Consider the following 17,325-nt stretch of genomic DNA (forward strand, 5'->3'; position numbering starts at 1 on the left):
CGACGGGGGCCAACCGATGTTAACTTCCGGATCTGTTTTTTAGCCCGTCATGATGACTCAGGCCCAGATCCCTTATTAAAAAAGTAGGTAACCCATGCTGGATCCCAAATATCTGCGCAGCGACATCGATGAAGCTGCCGCTCGTCTGGCGACACGTGGCTACGTTCTGGACGTAGCGGCTGTCAATGCTCTGGAAGAGAAGCGCAAGGATCTGCAGTCCCGTACCCAGGAGCTGCAGGCCGAGCGCAATGCCCGCTCCAAGTCCATCGGTGAGGCTGCCCGTCGCGGTGAAGATGTTGGCCCGCTCAAGGCCGAGGTGACCAAGATCAATGACGAGCTGGAAACCAGCAAAGTCGAGCTGGATGCGCTGCTGACCGAGCTGAAAACCATTGCCGACGCCATCCCCAACCTGCCGAGCGAAACCACCCCGGTGGGTCGTGACGAGAACGACAACGTGGAAGTGCGCCGTTGGGGTACCCCGCGTCACTTCGACTTCCCGGTACGGGATCACATCGATCTGGGCGAAGCGGCCAAGGGCGTTGATTTCAAGAACGGCGTCAAGCTCTCCGGTTCCCGTTTCGTGGTGATGAAGGGCCAGATTGCCCGTCTGCACCGCGCCCTGGCCCAGTTCATGCTGGATCTGCACACTCTGCAGCACGGTTACACCGAGTGCTACGTGCCCTATCTGGTCAACCCGGACAGCCTGTACGGTACCGGCCAGCTGCCGAAGTTCTCCCAGGATCTGTTCAATACCGGTATTGACGGCGAAGGGGAAGAAGAGGGCAAGGTGCGCAAGTTCTCCCTGATCCCGACTTCCGAAGTGCCGCTTACCAACATGGCGCGCGACGAGATCTTCGATGAGCAGGAGCTGCCGATCAAGATGACCGCTCACAGCCCCTGCTTCCGCTCCGAAGCGGGCTCCTACGGTCGTGATACCCGTGGTCTCATTCGTATGCACCAGTTCGACAAGGTCGAGATGGTACAGCTGGTTCACCCGGAGAAATCCTGGGAAGCGCTGGAAGAGATGGTGGGTCACGCCGAGAAGGTGCTGCAACTGCTGGAGCTGCCGTATCGCGTGATGGCGCTCTCTACCGGTGACATGGGCTTCTGCGCGGCCAAGACCTACGATCTGGAAGTGTGGCTGCCGGCCCAGAACACCTACCGCGAGATCTCCTCTGTCTCCAACTGCACCGACTTCCAGGCGCGCCGCATGCAGGCTCGCGTGCGTGTCGATGGCAAGCCGCAGCTCATTCACACCTTGAATGGCTCAGGTCTGGCTGTGGGTCGTACCTTGGTCGCTGTGCTTGAGAACTACCAGCAGGCAGATGGTCGTATCGCCATTCCGGCCGCGCTGCAATCCTACATGGGTGGCCTGACCCACATCGGGTAAGCTCACGCAGCTGACCACAACGCCATGGCATTGCCATGGCGTTGTGCATTCTGGCGCCGAACAATCGTTTTAGTGCTGAAAAAAATGCAGCTTTTCGGCGCCGCTTTGAACAGTTAACACATTTTTATCAAGCAATGCGCAATCGTTTTTGTTAGACTGCGCCGCAATTTCGCAGGACATCTTTTTCTATGGTCTGGATTGATTACGCCATCATCGGCATCGTCGGTTTCTCTGCTCTCATCAGTCTGGTGCGCGGCTTCGTCAAGGAGGCCATGTCTCTTGTCACCTGGTTCGTCGCCTTCTTTATTGCCAGCCATTTCTATCCTGATCTCGCCGTCTATTTCACCTCCTTCTCCGATGCGCTGGTTCGCAACGGTCTGGCCATCGCAGCCCTGTTTGTGGCGACCCTGATCCTCGGCAGCGTGGTCAACTATGTGGTGGGCCTGTTGGTGGACAAGACGGGTCTCTCCGGTACCGATCGGGTGCTGGGGGTCTGCTTCGGTGCAATTCGCGGGGTGCTGATCGTCAGTGCCCTGCTTTTTTTCATGGATACCTTCACCAGCCTCTCCCAGAGCGACTGGTGGGTGGCGTCCAAGCTGGTGCCGGAGTTCAAGCCGGTGATCCAGTGGTTTTTCGGGTTCATGTTGAACTCATCCAGTTTTCTTAAACAGGTATAGTGACTTCGAGGTAGCAAAGACATGTGTGGTATTGTCGGTATAGTTGGCACCACCCCCGTCAATCAGGCCCTCTACGACGCCTTGACGGTGTTGCAGCACAGGGGACAGGATGCCGCCGGGATCGTGACCATTGATAGTGGAAACTTCCGGCAACGCAAGGCCAATGGCCTGGTGAAGGACGTGTTTGAAGTGCGCCACATGCAGCGTTTGCAAGGGAACATCGGCATAGGTCATGTCAGATATCCCACCGCAGGCAGCTCAAGTGCCGCTGAAGCCCAACCTTTTTATGTGAACTCTCCCTACGGCATGGTGCTGGCCCATAACGGCAACCTCACCAACGCCAAGGAGCTCAAGGAGCAGCAGTTCAAGGTCGCCCGTCGTCACATCAACACCACCTCCGATTCGGAAGTGTTGCTGAACGTGCTGGCCCACGAGCTGGATCGCTGTGACAAGATGGCCCTGCGTCCCGAAGATATCTTCGCTGCGGTGCGCAGAACCCATCAGCAGATCCGCGGTGCTTATGCGGTGGTCTCGCTGGTGATTGGCCATGGTCTCATCGGTTTTCGCGATCCCAACGGCATTCGCCCGCTGATCCTCGGTCGTCGTCAGGACGAGCAGGGCCAGGTGGAGTACATGCTCGCCTCCGAGAGCGTGGCGCTCGACGCCATCGGTTTCGAGACGGTGCGGGATATTGCGCCGGGTGAAGCCATCTACATCACCGAGCAGGGCCAGCTCTTCTCCGAGCAGTGTGCGGAAAACCCGCAGATGAGCTCCTGCATCTTCGAATATGTCTACTTCGCTCGTCCCGATTCGTGCATCGACAAGGTCTCGGTCTACGCCGCCCGCCTCAACATGGGTCGCAAGCTGGGTCAGAAGATTGCCCGCGAGTGGGAAGATCTCGACGTCGATGTGGTTATCCCCATCCCCGAAACCTCCTGTGACGTGGCGCTGGAGATCGCTCACACCCTGGATCTGCCATACCGTCAGGGCTTCGTGAAGAACCGCTACATCGGCCGTACCTTCATCATGCCGGGCCAGACCCAGCGCAAGAAGTCAGTGCGCCGCAAACTCAACGCCATCAGCTCCGAATTCAAGGGCAAGAAGGTGTTGCTGGTGGATGATTCCATCGTGCGTGGTACCACGTCCGAGCAGATCATCCAGATGGCCCGTGAAGCGGGGGCAGCCAAGGTCTACTTCGCCTCGGCGGCGCCGGAAATTCGCTTCCCCAACGTCTATGGCATCGATATGCCCACCGCCAACGAGCTGATCGCCCACGGCCGTGAAGTGGAAGAGGTGTGCAAGCTGATTGGCGCTGACGGTCTGATTTTCCAGGATTTGGAAGATCTGGAAGCTGCCGTACGGGAGATCAACCCGGATCTGCGTCACTTCGAGACCTCGGTGTTCAATGGCCACTACGTCACCTCCGACGTGGATCAGTCCTATCTGGATCACCTCAATGCCCTGCGCAACGATGACACCAAAGCGGTGCGTGAGTGGCAGGAAGGCACCAGCAATCTGGAAATTTTTAACGAAGGAAGTTAAACGTTTGCGGTTTTGCCGGATGGGATAGCGAGATGGGGGCCTGTTGCCCCCATTGTCGTTTTTGCCTCACACAGGCAGAAGGGGGAGGAGATATCTGTTTGAAAAACATCCGCTTATCTTGCCGGATATGGGCATGGCCAGCAGGATCCGCTAGCATAGGCGGCAACATATATGACCGATACGCTTTTAAGAGACGAGAGTTCAGATGGATGATCTGCTAGCCCCAGTGCGCCAGTTTTTGCAGTGCGAGACCCCGGATGAGTGGGTGGAGATGGCGCGAGATCCGGCCCGTTTGCCGACCCTGCTCATCGATCACGCCAACTGCGAGACCAAGGCCGCACTCACTGCCCACAGTCTGGTGCGCCGCTACTGCCTGCCCAAGGGCAAGCGCCATCTGCTGCCCAAGCTGGAGTTCTATCGCGAGCTGGATGCCATTCCGGAGAAGGCCGAGATCCTGGGCAAACGCAGCATGGGGGAGTCTGATCGCACCGTCTTTGCCGAGCTGGAGCGCAATCCACTGCTGTTTCCCATGGTGCGACTCATTCAGGAGGAGCTGCACCACTTCGAGCAGGTGCTGGAGATCATGCAGGCCCGCGGCATCGAATACGGGCCGGTGACGGCCTCCCGCTATGCCCGTCAGTTGATGCAGCATGTGCGCACCCATGAACCGGCCACCATAGTCGACAAGATGATCATCGGTGCCTATATCGAGGCCCGCTCCTGCGAGCGGTTTGCCAAGCTGGCGCCCCATCTGGACGAAGAGCTGAGCCGCTTCTATGTCTCTTTGCTGCGCTCCGAAGCGCGTCACTATCAGGATTACCTGAGCCTGGCCGAACAGTACGCAGGGGAGGATATCAGCGAGCGGGTGGCCTTCTTTGGCAAGCTGGAAGCCGAGCTAATCTGCTCGCCGGATCCCCAGTTCCGGTTTCATAGCGGCCTGCCTGTCACATCTGACAGTTGTTGACGCACAGGGGGCAAACTACTATTGCCCTGTTCCTACTACGAGCGACAAGTAGTTACTTTTGAGCGCAATTCCCGGCCCTGAGCCGGGATCTTTTTTTCTGTCGTACCTCCTTCCTGCTTTTGGCGCTCTATGCTGAATCCCTGGCTATTTTTGCGTCTTCCCCTTGCGATGAAATCCTGTTCGAACAGCCGGTTATTGTGGTGATAAAGTGCTCATTCAGGTGGCTCACCCTTGTAGAAACGGGCGAAACCGTGTACTTTTTTGCCTTCGCAAGATTTGAATAACCAATCAATAGGAGCGTGTATGCGCATTGTTCTGTTGGGGGCTCCGGGCGCCGGCAAAGGTACCCAGGCTCAGTTCATCATGGAAAAACACGGTATTCCCCAGATCTCCACCGGCGACATGCTGCGTGCGGCGATCAAAGCGGGCACCGAGCTCGGTCTGAAAGCCAAAGCTGTGATGGACGCAGGTCAGCTGGTCTCTGACGACATCATCATCGGTCTGGTCAAAGAGCGCATCGCTCAGCCGGACTGCGCCAAAGGCTTCCTGTTGGACGGTTTCCCGCGCACCATTCCCCAGGCGCAAGCCATGAAGGACGCCGGTGTCGTGGTTGATTTCGTACTGGAGTTCGATGTGCCGGACGAAGAGATCGTCAAGCGCATGAGCGGCCGTCGCGTTCACTCCGGCTCCGGCCGTACCTACCACGTGGTGTTCAATCCGCCGAAAGTGGAAGGCAAGGATGACGTGACCGGTGAAGATCTGGTGATCCGCGCCGACGACGAAGAGACCACAGTACGCAAGCGTCTGGATGTATATCATCAGCAGACCGCGCCGCTGATCGGTTTCTACGGCAAAGAGGCGGAAGCGGGCCACACCCGTTACGTCAAGATCGACGGCACCCAGCCGGTTGATCTGGTCAGCAAGCAGCTTGCCACCATTCTGGGCTGATCTTTGCTGCCGGCACTGTTTCCCGTGCCATCAGATAAATAAAGAGAAGGGCCCTGTCGGGCCCTTTTTGCATAATGACAGATAGACAGGAAGCCAACGTGACCACGAAAACCGGAATATTGCTGGTCAATCTGGGTACCCCAGCCGCACCGACCACCGCTGCCGTCAAAGCGTTCCTCAGCCAGTTCCTGCACGATCCCCGTGTGGTGGACCTGCCCCGTTACCTCTGGTGTCCGCTGCTCCACTTCATCATCTTGCCGACGCGCTCGCCCAAAGTGGCCAAGCTCTATCAGCAGGTCTGGACCGAGCAGGGCTCGCCGCTGATGGTGATAAGCAAGCAGCAGCGCGCTGCGCTGGAGCAGGAGCTCAAGCGGGAGGGGGTCGATGTGCCGGTGGAGCTGGCGATGACCTATGGTTCCCCGTCAGTGAATGATGGCTGGCAGGCGCTCAAGGCCAAAGGGGTCAACCGGGTGATCCTGTTGCCGCTCTATCCGCAATATTCGGTCAGTACCACCGCCTCGGTCTTCGATGCCTGGAGCAAGGCGATGAAGAGAGAACGCAATCTGCCGGTGGTACGGCTCATTCGTGATTATCACGCCCATCCCGAATATATACAGGCGCTGGCCATGAGCGTGCGCCGTCACTGGGAGCAGCACGGTCAGGGTGATCACCTGCTGATGTCGTTCCACGGTATTCCCGAGCGCTACGAGAACGAAGGGGACCCCTATGGTCATCAGTGTCGCCACACCGCCACTCTGCTGGCTGAGGCGCTCGGGCTGGAAGCCGGGCAGTGGACAGCCAGTTTCCAGTCCCGCTTTGGCAAGGAGGAGTGGCTCAAGCCCTACACAGACGTGACCATCGCTGGCCTGCCGGTCGCCGGGGTCAAGCGGCTCGATGTAATTTGTCCTGCCTTTGCCGCCGACTGCCTCGAAACCCTTGAGGAAATTCAGGTACAGAATCGGGAGATCTTCATGGAGGCCGGTGGCGAGCGGTTTGAATATATTCCGGCCCTCAACAGCGATCAGGCCCACATCAGGATGATGGTCTCGCTCATCTGCCGCGAATTGGCATGAGTGACCGGCAGTCAGTCAAACAAGGAGTCGAGTCATGGTACATATCACGCTGATCTACGCAGGCCTGCTTGGGCTGCTGTTTCTGGGGCTCTCCTTCTGGGTGGTCAGACGCCGCGCCCAGTTCGGGGTGATGATAGGGCAGGGGGAAGTCCCCGAGCTGCTGGCGGCGATCCGGGCCCACGGTAATTTTGCCGAGTATGTGCCGCTGACCCTGCTGCTGATGGCGCTGTGCGAGCTCTCCGGTGCCGGTGCGCTCTGGCTGCATGCCGGTGGCGCCATGCTGCTGGTCGGCCGCATCCTGCATGCCATCGGCATCCAGATCCCCAAAGCCCCCAATGTGCCCCGTTTTCTGGGCACCTTGCTGTTCTGGCTCGCCCTCGGCCTCTTCTCGGTGCTGGCTCTGTTGCAGGGGATGGCGGCCGCCTGAAAACCGGCGCTTTGTATGCTATTGAACCACCTCGGGCGGGATGGTTTTTCATGGTGAAAAAGCAAACGTTTTTCCTTGCGGGCCTTGTCTATACTGACTCCATTATTTAAACAGGGCGACTTTTCGGGGCGGCGGATTGTGTTAAAATCCCGCCCCTCTTTCCCCCAGAGCACAGAACATTGCCATGAAATTTCCCGGTCAGCGCAAGTCCAAACACTACTTCCCTGTCGACAGACGCGATCCCCTGGTGCCGCAAAATCCCCTGTTAACCGAACTGGGCAAAGCCTACGTGGTCGGGATTGATCAGACCCTGGTTGATATTGAAGCCCATGTGGATGAAGACTTTCTGACCCGTTATGGTCTGAGCAAGGGGCACTCCGTCGTCATCAACGACGACGTGGCCGAACGGATTTATGACGAGCTCAAGGCCAACAACATGGTAGTGAGCGAGTTTGCCGGTGGCACCATTGGCAACACGGTACACAACTACTCGGTACTGGCCGACTCCCACTCCATCCTGCTGGGTGTGATGAGTCAGGATATTCGCATCGGCTGCTACGCCTACCGCTATCTGTGCAACACCTCTTCCCGCGTCAATCTGGACTATCTGCAGCCGGTGGATGGCCCCATCGGTCGTTGCTTCACCTTCATCACCGAGTGCGGCGAGCGCAGCTTCGGCATCAACGCCGGCAAGATGAACCAGCTGGATGTGCAGCACATCCCGGAGGATGTGATCAAAGGGGCATCTGCCCTGGTGATCACCGCCTATCTGGTGCGTGGTGACGATGGTGATCCGATGAAAGAGGCGGCCATGACCGCGGTGCGTTATGCCCGCGAGGCCGGTATTCCCGTGGTGCTGACCCTGGGCACCCGTTTCGTCATCGACGAAAACCCCCAGTGGTGGCGCGACTTCATTGCCGAGAACGTGACTGTGCTGGCGATGAACGAAGACGAAGGTGAAGCCCTGACCGGCATCGCAGATCCGCTCGGTGCGGCCGACAAGGCGCTCGATTGGGCCGACATGGTGCTCTGTACCGCAGGCCCCATCGGTCTTTACATGGCGAGCTACACCGACGAGGACTACAAGCGCGAGACCACTCATACCCTGTTGCCGGGCGTCATCCCCGAGTTCAACATGTATGAGTTCAGCCGTCCGATGGCCCGCGCCAAGTGCCGCAAACCGACCCGGATCTACTCCCACATCTCCCCGTACATGGGTGGCCCGGAGAAGATCAAGAACACCAACGGGGCAGGGGATGGCGCGCTTTCCGCCGTGCTGCACGACATGGTGGCCAACTCCTATCACCGGATGAATGTGCCCAACTCCGCCAAACACATCTCCGAGTTCCTGACTTACTCCTCACTGGCCCAGGTGTGCAAATACGCCAACCGCGTCAGCTACGAGGTGTTGGCCCAGAGCAGTCCCCGTCTCTCCCGCGGTTTGCCGGAGAAAGAGGACAGCCTGGAAGAGGTTTACTGGGAGCGTTGATCTCCTAATCTGCAAGGCGCCTCCATCGGGAGGCGTTTTTGCAGGCTAATGGGGGTTATCCCGGCTTTTTTGCCGGAATAACCCCAATATGCTTGAGTCCATGTCACTTTTGCGACACCATTTGGCCATCGTATTGTCGCCCGACAATGCCGCAGCACCCGAAAGAAAGAGAGAACCCCATGAGCATGCTTAACGACAATCTTGACGCCAATTTCCAACTGTTTATCGAACAAGTCCGCGAGTCGGGTCAGGTGTGGGGACTGCGCTATGGGGAAGACTGGGTTGTCTGCCGCTCAGCCGAATTTGAAGATGCCGACGTGATGCCGCTCTGGTCTGCCGAAGAGGACGCTCGTCTGCACTGTGTTGACGAGTGGGCCGATTACGAGCCGGAAGTGATCGATCTGGAAGAGTTTCTCGATATCTGGATCAACGATCTGGATGAAGATGATGTACTGGTTGGCCCGAACTGGAACGCCGATCTGGAAGGTCAGGAGCTCGAACCCATCGAGCTGGCCAAGGCACTGGTTGAACTGGACGCCTGAAAGCGCCTCCATTGATGGCATGAACGCACAGGCCATCGGGACAAAGACCGGCATCCGCGAAGGTGCCGGTCTTTTTTATGGTCGAATGGCCCGATTGATGAGTTAAAAGCCGATTTGCCTTTGCACCTGTCAGGGGGATGGTCCATCATCAACCTTTTGCCAAGGGAGGAGCGCCATGTTTGTATTCGACGTAACGGGAGCTGCGGGTGAGAAGGCCAGCATTCGGGTGCAGGCGCTGGATTGGGCGCAAGCCGGACCAGTGACCTTCCAGTGCGATGATGATCAGCTGGCGGTCGTGCTCCTGAGCGGTTGTCGTTGCGATGCGGTGGGCTTTTTCAACCTGTTGGCGGGGTGCAAACCGCTCTATATCGAGCAGTGGCTCAGCTATCTGCAGGAGAGTGGTCGCATTGGCAAGTGGAGCCACCAGACCGAGAGTCCCGCCGATGGGGACTATCTGGCCAGAGCCGGTCTGGAGCACGATGAGCTCAATAGCCTGCTTGGCCAGGTCTATCAGGTGGCGGGGTTCAACCGGTTGCAGATCAACCGTTACCTCAAAAACCGCCACAATCCTACTACACTGGCGACCCGTTACGATCAGAAGGAGTTGGAGCGTTACCGCCAGCTCAATGACATCATTCTGACCCTGTTGAAGCTGAAGCATCCTCAGTAAAGAGCCCCAGCTGGCTGATATCCGGTCGCAGCGGTTGCGGCCGGGCGATCAGATAGCCCTGCAAGCCATCCACATACATCCCCTGCAGCAGCTGTTTCTGGCCAAGCTGTTCTACCCCCTCAGCAATCACCTGACATCCCATCCGATGTGATACATCGACGATCATCCGCACAAACTGCTGGTTGGTCTGATCCTGCTCCAGCCCGGTAATAAGGGCAGGATCCAGCTTGATGTAGTCGGGCTTGAGCTCGCGAAACAGGGTAAAGGAGCCGATCCCCTTGCCGAAATTGGCGATCGCCGAGCGGCTGCCGTTGCGGCGCAGCAGTTCAAATACCCGCTTGGCACCGGTCAGATTGCGTTCCAGATGCTCTTCATCCAGCTCGAACACCAGATTGGCGCTGGTATTGGGATCTTTGAGCAACTGGCGGTCAAGCCAGATCAGGAAGGCGCTGTTTTGCAGCAGGTTGGGGGAGAGATTGACTCCCCAGCGACTCTGATTGGCACCAAAAGCCCGGTATTGACGCATTATATGAACAATCACCAGTTGCTCCAGCCGCATCACCATATCGAGCCGCTGGGCCATGGCAAACAGGGTGTCGGTGGGCAGGGCGGTACCATCGCTGCCGCTGAAACGGGTGTAGATTTCGTTGTAGGCCAGCATGCTGCGGTGCAGGGGCTGGATTGGCTGATAGGTGAAGCTGAGTCGCTCTTGTGCCAGCACTTCAGTCAGCACCTCGCGCCAGTGATGCTGTCCCTGCAGATCGGAGACGTTGTCATCCTGCTGGATGGCCCAGCCATTGATGGTTTCGGTCTGGGCGCGTGCCAGCGCCAAATCCGCCCTGGCCAGCACGGCTTCGATTTTCTGGCCGCTGCTGAGCTTGGTCAACCCCGAGTAACCTGTGCTCTCCAGCTCGTGTTGAGCCTGATAGTGATCGAAAGCCACTTTCAAATCCTGTCCCAGCAGATGGGGGGGAATATTGGCCACCGGTTGCACCAGCACGGCGAAATCAGCCCCCGAAATGCGATAGACCTGATTGCCCGGGAAGCGGCTCACCACCCGCTTGATAAGGGCCGCCATGTCCTTGATGTAGGCATCACCAGACTGGAAGCCGCGCTGGGCGTTGATCTTGCCAAGCTCGGTGGCGCGGATCAGCACCAGACTTGCGGTCTGGGTGTCCTGATCCCGCTGCAGCAACTCGGTCATGTCGCGGCGAAAGGCGTGGCGGTTGAGTAGTTGAGTCAGCTCGTCGGTGGTGGCCAGATTGCTCAGTTCGGTCAGCTGACGATGGGCACTCTGTTCGGCACTCTCGAACTGTTCCAGCAGCTGTTGCAGCACTTCCCGGGAGGCGGGCTCATCAAGCAGTGAGGGATCCCGGCTCCTGATGGCCTTGACCCAGGTGAGCTCCTGATGCTGGACCATGCCGTCCATGGTGCGCATGGCCAGCATTAACAACAGGATCATGCCGAGCAGTGTGGTGGCCAGAATAACTGTCAGAGTGAGCGGTGTGCTCTGAAGGGCCAACCAAACTGCTTGCAGGAGCAGCAGGGGTATGGTCACTATGGTGGCGATCATGAAGAGGGGGCGTCCAAGCTTGTGAACCATCTTTTTATCCTTGAAGTGGCTGCTTTATGAGGGAATTTTAACCAAGCTTGCGGTGCAAAGCATGCTATTCCTCGCAACTCGGTGAAAAGGGTCAATTGAAATCGGTTAAATGTGAGTGAAACCACTTTCACAGGTACCGAAACAGGCGAAGATGAGTTGAAAACAGATCAAACAAGGCAGAGGTAAATCATGTTGTTAGAGCCAGAAAATAGTGCCAAAGCACGACAATTGTTGAACCAGAGTATGGCACTGGTGCTGGCAGGTGGACGTGGCAGTCGCCTGAAGCAGTTGACTGACAACCGAGCCAAGCCTGCCGTCCATTTCGGTGGCAAATTCCGGATCATCGACTTTGTGCTCTCCAACTGTATCAACTCGGGGATCCGCCGGGTTGGTGTAGTCACCCAATACAAATCTCACAGCCTGCTGCGTCACCTGCAATCGGGCTGGTCCTTCCTGCGTTACCAGATGAACGAATTCATCGACCTGCTCCCTGCCCAGCAACGGGTGGACGAGGTGCACTGGTATCGCGGTACCGCCGATGCCATCTATCAGAACGTCGATATCATCCGTGACTATGGCCCCAAATACCTGGTGGTGCTGGCAGGGGATCACATCTACAAGATGGATTACGCCGCCATGCTGCTCGACCATGTGCGCCTTGGCGCCAAGGTGACGGTAGCCTGCATCGAAGTGCCGCGGGCCGAGGCCTCTGCTTTCGGCATCATGGATATTGACGAGCAGCGCAAGATCCGCGCCTTCGTCGAAAAACCGGCCAATCCGCCCGCCATGCCGGGTTGCGAAGATCGCTCGCTGGCCTCCATGGGGATCTATATCTTCGAGGCGGAGTACCTCTACCAACTGCTGGAGGAGGACATTCACAATCAGGACTCCAAACACGACTTCGGAATGGATGTGATCCCCCGCATTGTGGAGGAGGGGATGGCCTTTGCGCACCCCTTCAACATGTCCTGTGTCGGGGCACGCGAGGGGCAAAAGCCCTACTGGCGTGACGTGGGTACGCTGGACTCCTTCTGGGAAGCAAACATGGATCTCGCCTCCGTGCTGCCCGAGCTCGATATCTACGATCAGAACTGGCCTATCTGGACCAGCCAGACCCTGACGCCTCCGGCCAAGTTTGTGCAGGACAGAAATGGCCAGCACGGCATGACCATCAACTCCATGTTCTCGGGCGGTACCATTGTCAGCGGATCGTTTGTGCTCAATTCGGTACTCTTTACCAATGTGCGGGTGCACTCCTTCTGCACCCTGGATCAAGCCATCATCTTCCCCGGGGTCGAGATTGGCGCCGGTTGCCGTCTGCGCCGGGTGGTGGTGGATAAAGGGTGTGTGCTGCCCGATGGACTGGTGGTGGGCGAGAATGCCGATGAGGATAGCCGCCGCTTCTACCGCTCCGAGCAGGGGATTGTGCTGGTGACCAAGGAGATGCTGGACAAGCTGGTCTGAGGAAGGCCCTTGAAACTGTGTCAGACGCTGTAATGCAAAGGGAGCCAAGTTGGCTCCCTTTTTCATGCTGGTGAATGGCGAGGATTATTCGCTAACCACCGCTTTGGCGGCCATCACCATGGCGGTGCCGTGCTTGCCACCGGCCGCGGTCACTTGCGGAACGCCATCTTCATCGGTATCGCTGCCGGCACCTTCGATGATGTTCTCGCCGGAGTCGCCGATCCACTCGGCCATCTGCATGCCACCATTGACGGTGCCACGGAACCAGCTGACGTACTGACCGGTCAGTTTGGCCAGCTCCAGCTCGGGCGCCTTCTCGGCACCTTCGTTGCGCAGGTTCAGCATGGCAGAGCGCAGGGCGCCAGAGATGGCCGCCTGGGTCCAGGGAGTGTATTCACCCTGTTTACCCGCCAGCCAGGTGCCCGCCTTGGCATTGAAGTAGGCCTTGTCGGCAGCGACAAACAGCTCGCGGGCGGCGGTGCGGTACTTGGCATCGGAGGTAGCGAGGAAGGCGGCCGTCAGACCGCGGATAGCGGCGAACTGCGCATCGATGGAGTAGCCGGCATCGAGCTTGCCACCCAGGGTTATGCCGTCATGCACCAGACCATTTTTGCCCTTGAGGTTGGCAAGGATGAAATCGGCCTGCTTGCGGATCAAGTCGAGCGCCTGTTGACCCTGCTTGGTCTTGAGGTTCAGCTCGCCATTGTCACCGGCGGCGTAACCGACCGGCAGCGCGTCCTGAGCGCGCTGGAAGATCTGCAGGGCGACCAGTGCGTAAGCGGCGTCAAAGGTGGTGACGTGTTTGCCCTGTTTGCCTGCCTGCCAGCTGTCGACCAGGGTGCCAGCCTTGGCATCAAAGTGCAGGGCCGCCAGGTTCTTGAAGGTGAGGTTTGAGAGATTGATCGCCAGCGAGAAGGCATCGCTGCCCGCGACCGCTTTGCCCAGGTCATTGGTCTTGTTGGCAGCCGGTGCGGCGGCAAACGGCGCACCGTCAAACACGGCGTGGAAGGCCGGGTTCTGGTTGGTGTTGGCGCTGCGCTGATCGCTGAAGGCATAGAACTCGGAGAGCGGCCACAGCATCATCCAGGCATCGCGCAGCTGGGCGGAACCATCCACCACCTCCAGCTTGCCGATGGCGCCGGCATCGTTGTTGCTGGTTTCGGTCACTTTCACCTGATGGGGGAAGTAAATCACGCCCTTGGCCGGATCGTACTGCGGGGTGATCTTGGCGCCCAGTTGCTTGCCATCGAAGCCAAGCTGGTTCTGCATGATGGCCAGCTTGTCGATGGACTGCTCGGTCAGCATCATGCCATTGAAGCCATCGGCGGCAGAGACGCCCAGCTTGTGCTTGCCATCCTGATCCATGGTGGCGGAGGCGGCTTCAACCTCTTCATCGGTCTCGGCCACATGCATGCCGCCGAGGAAGTCTTGCGACCACATCACCTCTTTGAGCAGGATACCGCCCACCGCTGCGGGCACCAGCAGGTTGTCGCTGCCGCTCCAGCGCAGGGTGCTGTAGTCGCGGAAGTAGGCTGGCACCTGGGTCTTGACGGTTTTCTCGGTCCCTTTGGCGGTCTTGATGGTGATCTGGTCGCCATTGACCGGGGTGGCGTTGACGGCCTGGGCAAACTCCGGATTGGCGGAGGCGTAGGGCAGGGAGAGGGGATACATGCCCTGCGGCACTTCATCAGCCGGGAAGCCAACGGCATCGGCCATGGCCAACACCCGTTGCCCCAGAGAGGCCATGGTGCCGCCTCGGGCCAGGTTTTGCGGCCCGTTCACCAGATGCGGGCCCATGCCGGATTGGTAGTTGAGGGCGTACATCGCCTCTTCGGAGTATTCGTAGGATTCGATGCCGGCAGCGAAGTCGAACGGGGTCGGCTCATCGGCACGGTTGGCATCCAGCACATCCAGATCCAGCCCCAGCGCTTCGGCCAGCGGCTCACCGGAGAGCTCGAATTCGGTATAGGCCAGCATGTTGGCGGCGGTATTGAATCTCTTGTCTTCGACCTTGACGGCAGCGTGTGCGGCGCCGCTGATCAGTGCGCAGGCGATCGCCTGAACCAGTACGGTTTTTCTCATGTCCCTTCTCACCATTGGTTTTATTATTGACGCTTCTCATGACGAATCTAAATGAGAATGGTCTGCATTATGCTGTGTTGAGGGGGACTTGAGAAGTAAAAAACCGCCCCATTCGGCTGCACGTTAAACCGGATGTGCGTTGTCGAAGAGGGCGGTTATCTGTTTATTGCGATGAAAGTGCCAGTGCGGCGGTGATCAGAGCACCTTGAACGGGATGACCAGACGGCCCGGCTCTACCTTGAGGGCTTCAACCTTGTCCTTGATCCTGGCTTCGTTCTTGCGGCTGCTGTCGAGGCGGTAGACCGGGGTCTGCGACAGGAACAGGGAGAGCGACTGATTGAAGGTGGGCAGCAGCGGGGTGAGGGCGGCCCCGATATCGGCCGGCTCGGTCTTGACCGAGATCAGTTCAAGGTCGCGCAGATAGATGGCGCCCTGCTCGGCCACATAGTCGGGGCGGGCACTCAGGGCAAAGCGGATCTTCATCTGCTGGCTGCCAAGGGGGCTGCTCACCTGCAGGTCGCCAGCGGCATCCAGCTCGATGCGATCCGCTTGTTTGCGGCCGATACGGCTCTGCATCTCATCCAGACGGATCTTGCTCGACATGATGCCGGGGATCCCCAGCTGTTTTTCAAAAGAGACCTGATCTTTGAGGTACTGGTTGATTTCGGCCTCGCTGACATTGTACTGGGTCAGGGAGCAGGCCCCCAGCAGCAGGGCGAGGGGGAGTAACAACAGCTGTTTCAACATGATGGATTCCGCTTGGGCAACTATGATGGCGCTATCTTACGCGATAACGGGCGTGGAATGAGAGCCTCATACCGTGGGAAATCACGGAGTTGCTGCATTCCCGATTGTTTTTTGGCAACCGCCGGGTTCATCATCGACGAGTGAGCGGAATAGGGCTGAGCTGTTGGCTGCGGGCATGGGTCTACGCCTTAAGCAGAGAGAAGAGCACAGAGAGCGAGAAGAGCAAAGAGAACGAGGAGAGCGTAATGGTTCGGATGGGCAAGGTTGGCTGCAGGGCGCTGCTGTGGCTTGGCTGCATGATGGGACTCTGGAGCCCATCGCTGTGGGCCGAGGTGAAAGTGATCCCGGTATTCGAGGCGCAGGCCGCGGTGCAGACCCTCAAGGAGATCTATCCCCAGCTTGGGGTGAGTGCCATGGGTAATCAGCTGGTGCTGAGCGGGACGCCAGCCCAGCTGCAGGAGGCCGAAGCCACGCTGGCGCAGATCAACCAGCCACCGCAAAGCCTGCTTATCGAGTGGCGGGTCGATGGTGCCGCCAGCGGTCAGCAACTGGGAGGCTCAATCAGTCGCGACGAGGTCAAGCGGCAGTGGTTGCTCGATGGCAACTCCCAGCAGTACCAGCGCAGCCAAAACGACAGCTGGCAGGTGCGCGGGCTTTCGGGCCGTCCCGTGCTGCTGCAGATGGGCTCCTATCAGCCGGTGACTTTCTACCAATGGAACGGGGGCGCCGTGGTGGGGATGATGCCGTTGGTGAACGGCCTCTATGCCACGGCCACCTTGATTGGCGATCGGGTGCAGATTGCGCTGAGCAGCGAACAGGCGAGGCTGGATCAGGGCACCATCAATCGTGGGCAGAGTGCCACCGAGGTGAGCGGGGCCCCAGGCCAGTGGCTGACGGTGGGGGAGCTCTCGACCAGCTCGGCAGATCAGGGGAGTAGCCTCGGCACCCAGCTACAGGGCGGGCGAAGCAGCCAGAGCGAGCGCCAGACCCTGCAGATCCGGGTCACCCGTCAATAAGCAATGTAGTGGTCTAATCATCCCGGACACCATTTTAGGTGGTACAGTCGCCACCATGACCTGAGGTGTTCAATGACAAGATTACGTCGCTCATTTACTGCCGCATTCAAACTCGAAGCCGCATCCCTGGTGCTCGACCAGGGATATTCTGTCCCTGAAGCCAGTCGTTCACTGGATGTCGGTGAAACCGTACTTCGCCGCTGGGTTCAGCAACTGCAATCCGAACGCAGTGGCACTACCCCAATCAGCAAAGCAATGACTCCGGAGCAGCAGAAAATCCAGGAGCTGGAAGCCCGTATCAACCGGCTCGAACGTGAGAAGGACTGTCTAGTCCTGAAATAGGTTTACACATTTTCAACTGGCATTTCTCTACTCAGAACCCCTATGTACCGCATCGGGGGTTCTGTATTTCAATGCATGATGCGGCCGCTCCACGTTGTAAATATTCACAGCTTCACGCACCATTTCCCGTTCTTGCGTCAAATCCTGCGGGCTTTGCAACAACAACTCTCCTTTCAAAATCCCGTTCACCCGCTCCGCCAACGCATTCTGATAACAGTCATACCCATCCGTCATCGAGCATTTCACCCCGTACCGTTCATGTAATGACTGATACAGCCCCGAGCAATACTGCACGCCGCGGTCTGAGTGATGGATTAGCTCCCCGCTGCCACACCGTTGCTTCAGCGCT

The 17,325-nt window shown here is 58.3% G+C and carries 16 protein-coding genes and 1 pseudogene; 13 read left to right on the forward strand and 4 right to left on the reverse strand.

Annotation, left to right across the window (positions count from 1 at the left end; translation table 11 throughout):
• Nucleotides 1-94: 94 nt before the first annotated feature.
• The 10 genes from serS (at nt 95) to G5229_RS11960 (ending at nt 9,722) form a co-directional block, all read left to right on the forward strand.
• A complete protein-coding gene (serS, locus tag G5229_RS11915; RefSeq protein ID WP_421209171.1) occupies nt 95-1,390 on the forward strand; it encodes a serine--tRNA ligase in 1,296 nt (431 codons plus the stop codon).
• A gap of 188 nt (nt 1,391-1,578) precedes the next feature.
• Nucleotides 1,579-2,067 carry a CvpA family protein gene (locus tag G5229_RS11920; protein WP_005337086.1) on the forward strand — a complete coding sequence of 163 codons (489 nt, stop codon included), beginning with the start codon at nt 1,579-1,581 and terminating at the stop codon, nt 2,065-2,067.
• 21 nt (nt 2,068-2,088) lie between these two features.
• A complete protein-coding gene (gene purF, locus G5229_RS11925) occupies nt 2,089-3,609 on the forward strand; it encodes an amidophosphoribosyltransferase (RefSeq protein WP_005351229.1) in 1,521 nt (506 codons plus the stop codon).
• Nucleotides 3,610-3,814: 205 nt separating this feature from the next.
• Nucleotides 3,815-4,573, forward strand: coding sequence for a tRNA isopentenyl-2-thiomethyl-A-37 hydroxylase MiaE (gene miaE, locus G5229_RS11930; protein WP_005346385.1), 759 nt, complete (start codon nt 3,815-3,817; stop codon nt 4,571-4,573).
• Nucleotides 4,574-4,876: 303 nt separating this feature from the next.
• Entirely contained in the window at nt 4,877-5,521 is a 645-nt protein-coding gene (adk, locus tag G5229_RS11935) for an adenylate kinase (protein WP_005337083.1), read from the forward strand.
• Nucleotides 5,522-5,619: 98 nt separating this feature from the next.
• Nucleotides 5,620-6,594 carry a ferrochelatase gene (gene hemH, locus G5229_RS11940; RefSeq protein WP_421209172.1) on the forward strand — a complete coding sequence of 325 codons (975 nt, stop codon included), beginning with the start codon at nt 5,620-5,622 and terminating at the stop codon, nt 6,592-6,594.
• 34 nt (nt 6,595-6,628) lie between these two features.
• Nucleotides 6,629-7,021 (forward strand): MAPEG family protein, encoded by a 393-nt coding sequence (locus G5229_RS11945; protein ID WP_421209173.1) that lies wholly within the window; start codon nt 6,629-6,631, stop codon nt 7,019-7,021.
• A 184-nt stretch (nt 7,022-7,205) separates the two neighbouring features.
• Nucleotides 7,206-8,510 carry an inosine/guanosine kinase gene (locus G5229_RS11950; protein WP_216953402.1) on the forward strand — a complete coding sequence of 435 codons (1,305 nt, stop codon included), beginning with the start codon at nt 7,206-7,208 and terminating at the stop codon, nt 8,508-8,510.
• Nucleotides 8,511-8,689: 179 nt separating this feature from the next.
• Nucleotides 8,690-9,052 (forward strand): DUF2750 domain-containing protein, encoded by a 363-nt coding sequence (locus G5229_RS11955; protein ID WP_005337077.1) that lies wholly within the window; start codon nt 8,690-8,692, stop codon nt 9,050-9,052.
• Between the two features lie 175 nt (nt 9,053-9,227).
• On the forward strand, nt 9,228-9,722 hold the full coding sequence (locus G5229_RS11960; protein ID WP_069553886.1) for a hypothetical protein: 495 nt from the start codon (nt 9,228-9,230) through the stop codon (nt 9,720-9,722).
• Here the strand turns inward: G5229_RS11960 and G5229_RS11965 are convergent.
• Entirely contained in the window at nt 9,685-11,325 is a 1,641-nt protein-coding gene (locus G5229_RS11965) for an EAL domain-containing protein (protein WP_421209174.1), read from the reverse strand. The two genes, G5229_RS11960 and G5229_RS11965, sit on opposite strands and share 38 nt — an antisense overlap.
• A gap of 189 nt (nt 11,326-11,514) precedes the next feature.
• Between G5229_RS11965 and glgC the strand changes: the two genes are divergently transcribed.
• Nucleotides 11,515-12,789, forward strand: a complete 1,275-nt coding sequence (glgC, locus tag G5229_RS11970; RefSeq protein ID WP_005337070.1) for a glucose-1-phosphate adenylyltransferase — start codon at nt 11,515-11,517, stop codon at nt 12,787-12,789.
• Nucleotides 12,790-12,873: 84 nt separating this feature from the next.
• Here the strand turns inward: glgC and G5229_RS11975 are convergent, their stop codons facing one another.
• Both G5229_RS11975 and G5229_RS11980 read right to left on the reverse strand, forming a co-directional pair.
• Nucleotides 12,874-14,871 carry a hypothetical protein gene (locus G5229_RS11975; RefSeq protein ID WP_421209175.1) on the reverse strand — a complete coding sequence of 666 codons (1,998 nt, stop codon included), beginning with the start codon at nt 14,869-14,871 and terminating at the stop codon, nt 12,874-12,876.
• Between the two features lie 195 nt (nt 14,872-15,066).
• Nucleotides 15,067-15,618, reverse strand: coding sequence for a lipoprotein (locus G5229_RS11980; protein ID WP_421209176.1), 552 nt, complete (start codon nt 15,616-15,618; stop codon nt 15,067-15,069).
• 296 nt (nt 15,619-15,914) lie between these two features.
• On the opposite strand from G5229_RS11980, the gene G5229_RS11985 reads away from it, so the two are divergent.
• Both G5229_RS11985 and G5229_RS11990 read left to right on the forward strand, forming a co-directional pair.
• Nucleotides 15,915-16,634, forward strand: coding sequence for a hypothetical protein (locus tag G5229_RS11985; protein ID WP_421209181.1), 720 nt, complete (start codon nt 15,915-15,917; stop codon nt 16,632-16,634).
• Nucleotides 16,635-16,706: 72 nt separating this feature from the next.
• Nucleotides 16,707-16,964 (forward strand): annotated as a pseudogene (locus tag G5229_RS11990) (transposase); the annotation flags it as partial.
• A 39-nt stretch (nt 16,965-17,003) separates the two neighbouring features.
• Here the strand turns inward: G5229_RS11990 and G5229_RS11995 are convergent.
• The coding region (locus tag G5229_RS11995; RefSeq protein ID WP_421209177.1) for a transposase at nt 17,004-17,325 on the reverse strand (322 nt) is incomplete at its 5' end.

The organism is Aeromonas sp. 602396 (assembly GCF_049173735.1).
GTDB classification, from domain to species: Bacteria; Pseudomonadota; Gammaproteobacteria; order Enterobacterales; family Aeromonadaceae; genus Aeromonas; species Aeromonas veronii_A.

Coding starts and splice junctions, on each gene's coding strand:
- adk (WP_005337083.1), top strand. CDS start 4,877: ATGCGCATTGTTCTGTTGGGGGCTCCGGGCGCCGGCAAAGGTACCCAG.
- serS (WP_421209171.1), top strand. CDS start 95: ATGCTGGATCCCAAATATCTGCGCAGCGACATCGATGAAGCTGCCGCT.
- G5229_RS11950 (WP_216953402.1), top strand. CDS start 7,206: ATGAAATTTCCCGGTCAGCGCAAGTCCAAACACTACTTCCCTGTCGAC.
- G5229_RS11920 (WP_005337086.1), top strand. CDS start 1,579: ATGGTCTGGATTGATTACGCCATCATCGGCATCGTCGGTTTCTCTGCT.
- G5229_RS11945 (WP_421209173.1), top strand. CDS start 6,629: ATGGTACATATCACGCTGATCTACGCAGGCCTGCTTGGGCTGCTGTTT.
- G5229_RS11955 (WP_005337077.1), top strand. CDS start 8,690: ATGAGCATGCTTAACGACAATCTTGACGCCAATTTCCAACTGTTTATC.
- G5229_RS11975 (WP_421209175.1), bottom strand. CDS start 14,871: ATGAGAAAAACCGTACTGGTTCAGGCGATCGCCTGCGCACTGATCAGC.
- glgC (WP_005337070.1), top strand. CDS start 11,515: ATGTTGTTAGAGCCAGAAAATAGTGCCAAAGCACGACAATTGTTGAAC.
- G5229_RS11965 (WP_421209174.1), bottom strand. CDS start 11,325: ATGGTTCACAAGCTTGGACGCCCCCTCTTCATGATCGCCACCATAGTG.
- G5229_RS11980 (WP_421209176.1), bottom strand. CDS start 15,618: ATGTTGAAACAGCTGTTGTTACTCCCCCTCGCCCTGCTGCTGGGGGCC.
- G5229_RS11960 (WP_069553886.1), top strand. CDS start 9,228: ATGTTTGTATTCGACGTAACGGGAGCTGCGGGTGAGAAGGCCAGCATT.
- G5229_RS11985 (WP_421209181.1), top strand. CDS start 15,915: ATGATGGGACTCTGGAGCCCATCGCTGTGGGCCGAGGTGAAAGTGATC.
- miaE (WP_005346385.1), top strand. CDS start 3,815: ATGGATGATCTGCTAGCCCCAGTGCGCCAGTTTTTGCAGTGCGAGACC.
- purF (WP_005351229.1), top strand. CDS start 2,089: ATGTGTGGTATTGTCGGTATAGTTGGCACCACCCCCGTCAATCAGGCC.